The organism is Rhodococcus sp. P3_B8 (assembly GCF_056402775.1).
This window is the reverse complement of sequence record NZ_JBFUGT010000198.1, coordinates 1-11,974: the sequence shown is the minus strand read 5'-3', so window position 1 is coordinate 11,974 and position 11,974 is coordinate 1. Positions and strand designations below refer to the sequence as shown.

10 protein-coding genes and 2 pseudogenes are annotated in these 11,974 nt (G+C 64.7%); 9 read left to right on the top strand and 3 right to left on the bottom strand.

Translation table 11 applies throughout. The features are described 5' to 3' along the window. A partial coding sequence (locus tag AC1D1G_RS32905; protein ID WP_477955368.1) for a wax ester/triacylglycerol synthase domain-containing protein occupies nt 1–1,025 on the top strand: 1,025 nt, incomplete at its 5' end. A gap of 137 nt (nt 1,026–1,162) precedes the next feature. Next, nucleotides 1,163–1,792, top strand: a complete 630-nt coding sequence (locus tag AC1D1G_RS32900) for an antibiotic biosynthesis monooxygenase (protein ID WP_280782266.1) — start codon at nt 1,163–1,165, stop codon at nt 1,790–1,792. 455 nt (nt 1,793–2,247) lie between these two features. On the opposite strand, the pseudogene AC1D1G_RS32895 reads toward AC1D1G_RS32900, so the two are convergent. Next, nucleotides 2,248–3,045, bottom strand: a pseudogene (locus AC1D1G_RS32895) (Lsr2 family DNA-binding protein); the annotation flags it as partial. 1,046 nt (nt 3,046–4,091) lie between these two features. Here AC1D1G_RS32895 and AC1D1G_RS32890 point away from each other — a divergent pair. Together AC1D1G_RS32890 and AC1D1G_RS32885 are read left to right on the top strand one after the other, a co-directional pair. After that, nucleotides 4,092–4,637: a dihydrofolate reductase family protein gene (locus AC1D1G_RS32890; protein WP_280782268.1), complete on the top strand. Its 546-nt coding sequence runs from the start codon at nt 4,092–4,094 to the stop codon at nt 4,635–4,637. 103 nt (nt 4,638–4,740) lie between these two features. Then, nucleotides 4,741–5,127 carry a nuclear transport factor 2 family protein gene (locus AC1D1G_RS32885; protein WP_477955367.1) on the top strand — a complete coding sequence of 129 codons (387 nt, stop codon included), beginning with the start codon at nt 4,741–4,743 and terminating at the stop codon, nt 5,125–5,127. Between the two features lie 27 nt (nt 5,128–5,154). Here AC1D1G_RS32885 and AC1D1G_RS32880 read toward each other — a convergent pair. Continuing rightward, nucleotides 5,155–5,455: pseudogene (locus tag AC1D1G_RS32880) on the bottom strand (superoxide dismutase family protein); the annotation flags it as partial. 1,126 nt (nt 5,456–6,581) lie between these two features. On the opposite strand from AC1D1G_RS32880, the gene AC1D1G_RS32875 reads away from it, so the two are divergent. Continuing rightward, nucleotides 6,582–6,710, top strand: coding sequence for a hypothetical protein (locus tag AC1D1G_RS32875; RefSeq protein WP_009474549.1), 129 nt, complete (start codon nt 6,582–6,584; stop codon nt 6,708–6,710). A 13-nt stretch (nt 6,711–6,723) separates the two neighbouring features. Continuing rightward, nucleotides 6,724–8,160: an amino acid permease gene (locus tag AC1D1G_RS32870; protein WP_283331646.1), complete on the top strand. Its 1,437-nt coding sequence runs from the start codon at nt 6,724–6,726 to the stop codon at nt 8,158–8,160. Nucleotides 8,161–8,227: 67 nt separating this feature from the next. On the opposite strand, the gene AC1D1G_RS32865 is transcribed toward AC1D1G_RS32870, so the two are convergent. After that, complete coding sequence (locus AC1D1G_RS32865) at nt 8,228–9,700, bottom strand: PucR family transcriptional regulator (RefSeq protein ID WP_477955365.1); 1,473 nt, start codon at nt 9,698–9,700, stop codon at nt 8,228–8,230. Between the two features lie 131 nt (nt 9,701–9,831). Between AC1D1G_RS32865 and AC1D1G_RS32860 the strand changes: the two genes are divergently transcribed. From AC1D1G_RS32860 to AC1D1G_RS32850, 3 genes are all read left to right on the top strand, one after another. Continuing rightward, on the top strand, nt 9,832–11,241 hold the full coding sequence (locus AC1D1G_RS32860) for an NAD(P)/FAD-dependent oxidoreductase (protein ID WP_477955364.1): 1,410 nt from the start codon (nt 9,832–9,834) through the stop codon (nt 11,239–11,241). Nucleotides 11,242–11,274: 33 nt separating this feature from the next. Beyond that, a complete protein-coding gene (locus tag AC1D1G_RS32855; protein WP_477955362.1) occupies nt 11,275–11,622 on the top strand; it encodes a cupin domain-containing protein in 348 nt (115 codons plus the stop codon). A 64-nt stretch (nt 11,623–11,686) separates the two neighbouring features. Then, nucleotides 11,687–11,974, top strand: a 288-nt coding sequence (locus tag AC1D1G_RS32850; RefSeq protein ID WP_477955361.1) for an aldehyde dehydrogenase family protein, incomplete at its 3' end; no start/stop codon positions are given.

Below are 11,974 nucleotides of genomic sequence, written 5' to 3'. Positions count from 1 at the left end.
ACGTCATCGAGGGACTGACCGATGGGCGCACCGCTGTATACACGAAATTCCATCTGTCGCTGACCGACGGCGCCTCGGGGATGAGGCTGCTGCACCGCACGCTCTCGGTCGACCCGGACCTCCGGAACTCCCCCGCGCCGTGGAGCCCGTCGGTCGCGGCCCCCACTCGGTATTCCTCCCTCGACGCACGCGGGGTGCTGCGGTCTGGCCTGGGCATCACGCGGGAGATGGCGGCCGCCGTTCCCACCCTGGTCCGTGCCGGMTACCACGGACTGACCGAAGAGCGCCYGACGTTGCCGCTGCAGTCCCCGCCGACGATCTTCAACGCCCCGACCGGCCGTGCCCGCAAGGTCGCCGCCCGGTCCTGGCCCCTGAAACAACTGCGCCGGCTCTCCGCCTGTACCGGTGCCCCGTTGGATGTGATCGTGTTGACCCTGTGCGCGGGCGCGCTCCGCGCATATCTGCTCGAGCAGTACGCACTCCCCGAGGCTTCGTTGACCGCGATGCTCCCCGTCCCGCTCGACCTCGGCGAGGACCCCACCATTGGGCCGGGCGGCAACCGAGGGGTCGGGGCAATGGTGGTGTCCCTGGCCACCGACGAAGACGACCCCCTTGCCCGCCTGGCACGGATCGCCGACTCCGTAGCCCATACCAGCGGGATTGTCGCGGCCCTGAGCCGTACCCAATTTCAACTGCTCAGTGCCATGACGTTGAGTCCGATCATGCTCGACCCGATCCGCCAGGTCCTCGACGACATCCCGCCACCGTTCAACGTGATGATCTCCTACACCCCGGGGCCGACCCGCCCGCGGTACTGGAACGGCGCCCACCTCGACGCCGTCTACCCAATCCCGACCCTCGCGCGTGGCCAGGCGTTGAGCATCACCCTCACCAGCCGATCCGGGCAGCTGCACGTCGCGGTCGTCGGTGACCGGACGGCGGTCCCTCATCTGCATCGGATCATCGGCCACCTCGATACCGCCTTGACCGACCTCGCCACCGCGGCCCGCACAACCCCGCGGTGACACTGGGGACGGCTCGCCGGCACGCATTCGTTTGGGGCATCCGGCCACCGCCCATTGCCTCCGACGGGTAGGGGGAGCAGTGTGAAACACAGACAAATGACCGGCGACGCCGCGTCGGCGCCGCCCTGAGAAGAAGGGTGCCGATCGTGTTCGCACGCTCAACCACAATTCAAGCGCATCCGTCGTACATCGACGCCGGGATCAAGCACGTACGCGACACCGTGATGCCCGCGCTGGCGGACGTAGAGGGCTGCCTCGGAATGTCTCTGCTCATCGATCGCGGCACGGGCCGGTGCATTGCGACCAGTTCGTGGCGGGACGAGGAATCGCTACGCGCCAGCGAGGGGCAGGTACTGAAGCTACGTGACGTCGCAGCCGAGGTCTTCCACGGCACCACCGAGGTGTCGCGGTGGGACATCGCTGTCATGCATCGCGACCACCATTCGGACCGCGGGGCCTATTGCCGCGTCACGTGGGTCAAGACCGAGTCGGCCCATATGGACCGCGCCGTCGACGTGTGGAAGATGGCAGCACTGCCCAAGATGGAGGAACTCGACGGCTTCTGCAGCGCCAGTCTGATGCTCGACCACGCCGCGGGTCGCGGGGTGTCGTCGCTGACATTCGACAGCTCCGAGGCAATGGAACGGAACAGGGAACGCATCGACCGCATCCGGGACGAATGGGTTCGCGAGGCGAACGCCGAGGTACTCGATACATGCGAGTTCGAGCTCGCCATCGCGCACCTGCACGTCCCCGAGATGGCGTGAACTGTCGAACTGCCGGAGGGAATCCTGCACTGCAACCATTAGCACTCACCCGCAGCTCGTCAGTGCCACAACCGAACTAATGTTCAGGGGACCACTGCCGAGCAGCGGGTGAAGCTGTCGAGATCACGGCAACTCGGCACCTCACCCAGCCGTCGGCACCCTCGCCGCGGTGACCCGCATTCGCGTCACCCCGGCGGTGGCATCACAGTGTCCCGCCGCGCCCAAGGCGCCACGCACACCCCGGCCCAGGCTTACCCTGGGCCGGAACTGCTGCACCCAATCCCCTCCCCCGCGAGAATCGTCAAGTCAGGTGCCGCCGGGACACCTCGGACCCATAGCGGGCACCGCTGAGGCCGGACAATCGCCCACCACATGATCCCGAAGGCCATGATCCCCACAGGCTCATGGCCTTCGCCGCAGGTTGGCCACGGAATCCATCAGCGCAATGTTGCAACTCACGCCACCGGCATCTGCGCCTGAGCATCATGGAAGGCCCGCTCGAGCTCAGCCGAGATCCGGCCGCGCAGGGACACCTCGTGACCCGCCCCGATCGCCCATTCACGAATCTCCCTGGACGACTTCTTCGCCGGAGCCTTACTCACGGCCGTCCTCTTGACCGGAACCTTCACCGCGACCAYCTTCTTCACGGCCTTTTTCTCCGCAACCGCCTTTGTCGCGACTATCTTCTTCGCTGTGTTCTTCGCAACCGTCTTCGTCGCGGCTGTCTGCTTGCCGGCCGTTTTCGTTGCAGCTGTCTTCTTCACGGCCGTCTTCGTTGCAGCTGTCTTCTTCACGGCCGTCTTCGTTGCAGCTGTCTTCTTCACGGCCGTCTTCGTTGCGGCTGTCTTCGTTGCGGCCGTCTTCTTTACCGGCGCCGTTTTTGTCGAAACCTTCTTCGCCTGAACGTCGTGGAAGGCCTGCTCCACCTCGGCCGGAATCCGGCCACGCAAGGACACCTCGCGGCCCTCCCCGATCGCCCACTCACGAATCTCCCTGGACGAGTTCTTCGCCGGAGCCTTACTCACGGCCGTCCTCTTGACCGCCGCCTTCGGCGCGGCCGTCTTCGTTGCGGCCGTCTTCGTTGCGGCCGTCTTCTTTACCGGCGCCGTTTTTGTCGAAACCTTCTTCGTCTGAGCGTCATGGAAGGCCTGCTCCACCTCGGCCGAGATCCGGCCACGCAAAGACACCTCGCGGCCCTCCCCGATCGCCCACTCACGAATCTCCTTGGTTGTCACTTTCGCCGAACCTTTCGAACCCTTCGGTGATACCGTCATGTGTCTCCTTCTTCGCCCGGGCAACCGTCGAACGCACACAGTAACGGCAGGCGGCTTCTCACGGTAATCAGGAAGCTCACCCGAACTGACATTTCAACGTCCCAACCCATCCCCGATCTGGGCGGGTCGACACGATCCTCGTGAAGTTCCACACTCACGACGCACCAAGATTCAGGCAGAACGAGTGCGACTCACTCTGTCAATCAAAAACGTTGGTGAGCCGCAGCGACGATAGGCAAGGTTGGGATTGCGCAACGCGGCCTTGGACCACGGCGATCTCGAACGAGGCTTCAGAGCCGGCAGTTATCCATTGGACCGCGTCGCTCTGATCCGGGGCAGCGGGTCGAACCGTATCTATCAGGGAGGCAGGCGTATCTGGTTTCCGGAACGAGGCGTGAACCACACAGCCATCCAATTGCGAGCCAGGTAATCCGGTTTCCGTTTCAGCCGTTCGGGAAGTCGGCCTGCTCCTGATCTCTCTCAAAGACCGCTTCCTGGTAGCCGTTGGTGAACAAGATCTGCGACATCTGCCCGAAGCGCAAACCCGCCCGGAGCCGAGGCCGAGTGTCGCCGGCAGTGCTCTCAGCGGGATATGTGCACCCCTGGCGATCGTCGCCGTGCCGAAGAGCATGTCGATCGCCAGTTTTGGAGATCGGTTCTCTGCATCATGTGGTGGACGCTGCCACTGGCCGGGCCGGCGGTCGGGGTTGTCGCCGGTTGGTCCTCACCAGGACAAGGTTCAGGCTCAGGCGAGCCTGAATCAGTAACCATCTACCGCGCCGGAGCCTTGCGCGCGGACAGATACTGCCTGGGCAAGGGTGGAAGAACCTTCCAAGGCCGCGTTCACCCGATCCAGATGACGACCCGATGGGTGGTAGATCACGGAATGCTGGTCGACCTGAGGTCAGACAAGCCCCCGGCGCAGCCATGCAGTCGAGGACAGTCAGTGTATGGATCGCAGCGGTACGGCTGGGGCTGTGCCTGTTGGCGATGATTTTTCGGCCGCCGCAGGGTCAGTACTTGATATGAGGACACTCGCAATCACCCAGAACATCACCCTCGACGGCTCCATCGAGATGCTCGGCGACTGGTTCGACCCCGCGGACCAGGATCCGCAGCTGCTCGAGGCCACCCGCCGGCAGTCCGAGCACGTGGACGCGATGCTGCTGGGTCGGCAGACGTTCGAGGATTTCCGCGGCTACTGGCCCCAACAGACCGACGACCAGACGGGAATCACCGACGAGCTGAACCAGATCCACAAGTACGTCGTCTCCTCGACCATGACAGACCCCCAGTGGCGGAACTCGACCGTGCTCACCGGCGACTGGATCGCCCGAGTCCGGGAACTCAAAGGGCAGCAGGGCCGCGACATCGTGGTCACAGGCAGCATCACGCTCACCCACGCCCTGATCGTCGCCGGCCTGGTCGACGAGTACCGGTTGTTCGTGTACCCCACCGTCCAGGGTCGGGGGCGCCGGCTGTTCCCCGACGGCTACGAGATGCCGAGGCTGCAGCTGGCGCAGGCCCGCGGCTTCGAAAACGGCGTCTCTCTGCTGCGTTACACCGTCTGAGAACACCACCCCGGGCCACCAAYGGACGAACGGTCCCCACCCTCGACCCMCGACGGCAGAACGGGACGCGACGAGCCTCCCTTCCGCCCTTTCGTCTCGAATCATGTACGAGACACCCTCGCCGGCGAAACTAGGCCATCCGGTTCCGCCGTCGTCCGCAAATTGCTCGGATCTTCTGCAGGAGATCGAGCGCGGCATCGACATCAATGGTGAAAATGTCCTCGCCGTACTGAAAGATCGCCTTCGCACCGCCCTTCACGTGAGCGATGCTATGTCCGGCGAGCCGACCCACTCGGCCATGGACCGCGCCGGGGAGGCCCGAGTCAGGGTCTACGGCGATACCGCGGTCTTCACTGCTCGGGTGACGAACACCACGCACTACGCGGGAAGGCAGTTCGACGCCGACAAATGGACAACGGACGTGTTCGTGAAACGAGATGGTCGTTGGGTGTGCGTGTTGAGCCACATCACCCCAGCTGTCCAGCCGTGATCGAACACAGCCGACGGCTTTTCCTCCGGCGGCGGGATCGACGTCGTTCTGATAGTGCGGCCCTGGATCCGCCGGCTGCGGCCCGCAGGGCTGCGTGTGCACATGTACACCGAAGTCACGGTCGCGTGCCAGGCCGGTCGCACTGAACGTAACGGTCGTGCGGCCGTTCTCTTCTTCGGATTCGATGTTTGCCGAAGAACCCACCGGGACAGCGACTTCGTCGTAGGTGAAGGCATTGTCGCCGCCGTCCTCCCCAGGCGACCGGAATGCTCCTCCCTCCACACCGGGCAGCGGTACGGGCGGTGGTCGTCGTCTCGGCAGAGGTGGGGAAACGCAACCCACCCACGATCGGGAATCGACCCTGCGGTTGCCTCGTTCGTCGCTAGAGGGAAGCTACCCACGGCCACCGACACCACCAGGTGGCGCGCAGTTCTCATTGGCGAGTCAAAAGTGCAGAACCGAACCTGCCCGCACGATTGCTCAGGCAAGCTTTGAGCCCAATAACTTTGAAATCATACGTTTTCGAAGTACTGATAACGGAGGTAAGTAAACTCGACTACCCCGGAATACAGTAGGCGCCCCGAGCGCTCGCCCATCCCGCAGGTCGACAAGTTCATGCTTCATCCGGCGTGTCGCCCGCCGCTGTCGATTACCGGGGCGATGCCCGGTCCGGCGCCGTAATCTTTTGTGCAGCCGCTGTTTCGAAGACCACGACCAGCTATCGATCGTGTTCTCCCGCGGGGTGGCGTCCGTTACGAGGTATAACAGGCGGGTCATCGAGTTGGACGTGAGCTGCTGCTGCGCGCGCTATCACCGAAATCGCGACGCGTAGGAGATCACTGGGCTACACCACCCCTGACAGCCGAATACACGTCGTGTTTCCCACATCGTGTATGGCGGCGAGGGCGAAAGCGAGAACCTGCCGGGGAAGCCGACCGGGTCAGCTTCGGACCGCACTGACTGCAGCGGAGAGCAAGGCCGTTCGTTCGGCTGAAGTAAGGGCCCGTTTGGATCCGTTTATACCCCACCACACCAGAACAGCTGTGGCGTAGCCGATCCCCTGGTCACCGCACCCAGATCCAGACCAACAACATCACCGGCCAATGGCTGGCTACCGCAGCCGGGCTCGGTGTCGCGGCACTCCCCCTCCATATCGGCGACCCCGACCTGACACTGGAGTGGATTCTGGCCGAAGAGGTCACGGTGCTACGGATGTACTGACTGATCGTTCCACGAGAGCTTCAACGCCTTGCGCGTGTTCGGACCACGATCGCCATGCTCCGGTCCATCGCTACCACCCATAGTGGGCTGATCACCAGGACCGGATAGCCCCGGCTCGGCGCCCGCGGAAGCAGTAGGAAACACAACGTTCACGACCTGGCGGGCTAGCCCTCGGAGCGGCGCTCGCGCCAGACGACCAGGTCAGGGCCGAAACCCGACAGCGGTTCATCAAAATGTATGAAGGCCCCACCTCTGCGTTGTTCCGATGGCGCATGGCGGGGACGGCCGCGGGCAAGCAGGGTGACTCCCATCACAAGCTCGATCCCGCCCGCCCCGCGAAGTCGACCGGCGCGGGCACCTGATGAAGGGAATGCCATGGGTACAACTCCGAACGGGGCCCATCAGCTCAAACCCGGCCTTAAACAGCGGCACCTGACAATGCTCTCGCTCGGCGGGGTCATCGGTGCCGGCCTGTTCGTGGGGTCGAGTGCGATCATCAACCAGGCTGGCCCGCTCGCCTTTGTCACCTACGGCATCACGGGGCTGATCGTGCTGCTGGTGATGCGGATGCTCGGCGAAATGGCGGCAGCCAAACCATGTTCCGGTTCCTTTACCGACTACGCCCGAATGGCGTGGGGTGAGTGGGCAGGCTTTTCAACCGGGTGGCTGTATTGGTACTTCTGGGTCATCGTCGTCGGATTCGAGGCCGTCGTCGGCGGTCAGATGATCAACAAATGGATTCCTTCGCTGCCGGTGTGGGCTATCGCAGCTGCCCTCATGGTCATCATGACCGCGGTCAACCTGCTCTCGGTGGGCGCGTTCGGTGAGGCCGAGTACTGGTTCGCGAGCATCAAGGTGGTCGCTATCGTCGCTTTCATTGCGGTCGCCGCACTGTTCGTCTTCGGGCTCTGGCCCGGCGCGAGCATCGACTTCTCCAACCTGACCGACCATGGCGGCCTCCTCCCGAACGGGCTGGCCACCCTGTTCATCGGCGTGGTCGTGGTGATCTTCTCCATGACCGGTGTCGAGGTCGTTACCATCGCCGCCGCCGAGTCGGCGGAACCGGCCAAGGCGATCCGCAAGGCCGTCAACTCCGTCGTCTTCCGTATCCTCGCGTTCTTCGTCATCTCCACGTTCCTGATCGCGGTGATCGTGCCGTGGGATTCGGTAGTACCGGGCGAGTCCCCGTTCGTCGCCGCCCTGGACCGGATCGGAATCCCCGGCACAGCGGACCTGCTCAACCTTGTCATCCTGGTGGCGGTGCTGTCGGTCCTCAACTCCGGGCTCTACACCTCCTCCCGGCTGCTGTTCGTCATGGGCGGCCGCGGTGACGCACCGGCGTGGATGACCTCGACCAACAAGCGTGGCGTGCCGGTCAAGGGCATCCTGTCGTGCACCGTCATCGGTTACGGATGCGTGGTCCTTGCGGCAATCTTCCCGGACACGGTGTTCCTGTTCCTGATCAACGCCTCCGGTGCGGTGTTCCTGTTCGTGTACTTCATGATCTGCATCTCCGAGCTGCGCCTGCGTCGACGGTGGGAGAAGGAGAACCCCGGCTCCCTCGAGTTCCGGATGTGGCTCTACCCGGGCCTTCCGATCCTGGTGACGGTGGCCATCGTCGCGGTACTGGTCAGCATGGGTTTCCGGGAAGCCAATCGGATCGAACTGATGCAGGGAATCGCGGTGTGGGTGGTGCTGACGATCGTCTACTTCGTCAAGAAGAAGACCCGCGCCTCCACACAGGTGGCGCCGGCCGCCCACGACAGCGGACCTGACGCATCCGGGGTGGCCACGGAAAGCATCAGCTCCTGAGCTTCGAGGTAGCACCTGAACACCAGATGGGCTGGTCCGTGACGGACCAGCCCATCTGGTGTTCCATTCAGTCGATCAACTCGTCGAGATCGAGTTTCGCTCGCTCGGCACCGGACAGGGCGAGCCAGAACATCGCCGAGCCTTCGGTGGAGGTCGGCTTCAAGCCGGTGAGTTGCTCGACGCGGCGCAGCCGGTAGACGAGGGTCTGCCGGTGGATCTTCAACTCGTCGGCGCTCTTCTGCCACGCGCCATCGTTCCGGAGGAACACGCGCACCGAGGTCACCAGCTCACCCTCGTTGCTCTTGTCATGAACGATGAGCGGGCCGAGGGTGGTGCGGACCAACCTCCGGGTGTCTTCCATGCTGCGGGGCAGAAACCCGACGTCGTCGATGTCTTCGCCGTAGACATTGACCGTCTGGTCTTGCTCATGAGCGCGGGCCACGGCAAGCTGTGCCTGCCGGGCCGCTTCGGCGACACTCGAATTGGCGGTCAGAGTGCTGCTGATCCCGACCGCACAGTCCGGAGCGAGCTTAGCGCTGATCGTCGCCAGCAGGTCGAGATCGCGGGGCACCACCGCGATGAGTAGCCCCGCGCGCGGCAGCAACAGCGGTGCGTATTGCTGCAGACAGACCTGCAGGTGGATGGTCTCGTGATGAAGTGGGTCGGCGGTCGGGGTGCTCCAGCAGGCGACGACCACCCCATTGGTCATGCCGCGGTGGCGCAGTTCGGGCCAGACGGCGGCGAAGGTGATGGTTTCGTCGAGAAGGCCGACGAGCAAGTCCGCCCCGGACGCACGGAGTCGGTCGCGTTGAGCGGCATCATGTTCGAGTTCGAGGGCAATCAGGCCCCCGAGGTGCTGCAGGAGCGGGCGGTCGTTGACGGGGACCCGGCCGGGACTGGCCGACAGCACCACTTCTCCTGCCCCCGGGATCGGAATTTCGACGTGGTCGGCCGCAGGATCCGCGTGGCCGCTCCGCTCGTGGAGAGCCAGGCGTCCGCTGACAATGACCTCGCCGCCGGCACCGTGATCGCGGACCTCGAGAGCCCATCCGGTGGTCCCTTCGAGCGCGGAGATCCGGTCCCCGAAGGTGCCGCGTGCGTGCAGGGCCTGCCAGTACACGTCGTACAGGCGGGTGATGGTGGACAGGCGCTGTCGTTCGGATTCGACGGCACTTTCGATGACGGTGCGCGCGAGCGCGACGAATTGCAGGTCGAAACTTGCCGAGAGCACGGGGAATCCGCGACTTTCGGCGACTTCGAGCAGTGCCGGCGTGACATCCGGGGTGCCGGGGCCGCGGGCGATCACCAGGGCGCTGACCTGGCTGTCGATCAGGTGCGCCATCCACTCGGACTGCTCCGTGTCGCCGTGAGGCAGCCCGCCGCCGGTGGTCATGACGAGATCACCGTGTTCGAACCACAACCACGGATCGGGCAGGTCACAGGCATGCGCCCAGGTCACCAGCCTCGCGCCGCCGCTCTCACCGGCGAGATATCGCAGGCCGAGCGATGGGATCGCGGCCAGCTGATCGACGGAGATCATCGGCCTTCACCTCCTCATACAAAAGTACAGCCGCCAGCTATATGTCTGTAAATCCGGAGTATGTCGGGGCTCACACGCTGAGACGACACTGGACTTCGACGCACGAACGAACGAACGGCTGGAGGCTGTAAATGGTGGTCAGTAACGCCCGCGCGGAGCGCGGTGTGTCAGGTGCCGCAGACGGTACACCCCTGTGGCGCGAAGACCGAGAGCACACATCCCGGCGGCCCACGCTGCCCGGCAACATCACCGCCGACGTGGCGATCGTCGGTGCCGGGTTCACCGGACTGTGGGCGGCCTACTATCTGCTGCAGGCCGACCCGACGCTGAAAGTAGTTCTGCTCGAACGGGAATACGCCGGCTTCGGCGCCTCGGGACGCAACGGCGGGTGGGCGTCCTCGATCTTCCCGGTGTCGCTCGGCCGCGTCGAACAGCTGTACTCGCATCGCGCCGCCCTGGATCTGCAGGCGGCGATGAACGACACGGTCAGCGAGATCGGCGACGTCGTCGCGGCCGAGAAGATCGACTGCGAATACTCCCGCGACGGATTCGTCTCCCTCGCCCGCAGCCAGGCGCAGTGGGCGCGGGCGAAGGCGACCGTCGATGGCGCCGAGAGGTTCGGCACCCACGGGCAGTGGCAGTTGCTCGATGCCGACGCCGCGCGCGAGAAGGTCAACGCAGCCGGTGTGCTCGGCGGTATCTACACCGAGCACTGCGCCCTGCTGCACCCGGACAAGCTGGTGCGCGGTCTCGCCGGCTGGGTCGAGGAGCGCGGCGGGGTCATCTATGAGGACACCGCGGTCGACGGGATCGGCAAGGGCATCGTCTGGACGCAGCACGGGTCGGTCACCGCATCCGTCGTCATCCGCGCCACCGAGGCGTTCACCCCCGAATTCCCCGAATACCGGCGCAATGTGGCGCCGCTGTACTCGCTCGTCGTCGCGACCGCCCCGCTGCCGGACGAGGTCCGTCTCGAACTCGGCCTCGACGGCCGAACCGCCTTCAACGACATGCGGAACCTGCGGATCTACGCCCACCCGACCAACGACGGCCGCCTCGTCTTCGGCGGGCGCGGGGCGCCATACCACTTCCGGTCCAAGGTCCACCCGTCGTTCGACGTCGACGAGAAAATCCACGAGAAGATCATCGACACGATGCACGAGTTCTTCCCGACACTGAAGGACGTACCGATCACCCACCGGTGGGGCGGCCCACTCGGTGTCCCGCGCGACTGGTTCCCCTCGGTCGGCTACGACCAGAACAACAAAATGGCCTGGGCCGGACCGTATGTCGGCGACGGGGTCGCCACCAGCAACCTCGCCGGCCGCATCCTGCGCAACCTCATCCTCGACAAACGCGACGACCTGAACTCACTCCCCGTGGTCAACCACCACTCCCCCAAATGGGAGGTCGAACCCTTCCGATGGTTCGGGGTCAACGCCGGACTGCGAGCCGCCGCGACCGCGGACCTCGAAGAACGCGTCACCAACAAACCGTCCAAGGTGTCCGCGCTGCTGGAAAAACTCACCGGCGCCCACTGACATCCCCTCGACCGATTCCTGGAGACATCGAACATGGCTTCACTGATCCACCTGCCCTCCACCGTCGTGAACGGTGAGCTGACCCCCGCCGGGCAACGGCCCGGCGCCGACAGCGGCGACCCGCAGCTGCGCACCCTGCCCGTCGACGGCGGCACCGACGCCCAGATCGGAATCTGGGAATGCCAGCCCGGCGGCTGGCCTGTCGTCGACCGACCCAACACCGAAACCTGCTACATCATCGAAGGCAAGGCCACACTCACCGACGACGAGACCGGCACCAAGGTCGAGATCTCGGCCGGCGACTTCGTGGTCCTGCCCCCGGAATGGTCCGGACGCTGGGACGTCACCGAAACCGTCCGCAAGGCATACACCATCTTCTGATGCCGATCGTGCCGCTTCCCCGACGAAACCACCCACTACTTCTCATTCGACAGGACCCCACTTCATGACACACAACGACAGCACCCTTCGGGCGATCCCACACTGGTTCGACAACAAGACGTTCACGGGTACGAGCGGCAACACCGCCCCGGTCACCAACCCGGCCACCGGTGCCGTCACCGGTCAGGTCGCCCTCGCCAGCGTCGAGGACGCCCGCGCCGTCATCGACGCCGCCGCCGCCGCGTTCCCCGCCTGGCGCGACACCTCCCTCGCCAAGCGCACCCAGGTGATCTTCACATTCCGGGAACTGCTCAACGCCCGCAAGGGCGAACTCGCCGAAATCATCACCGCC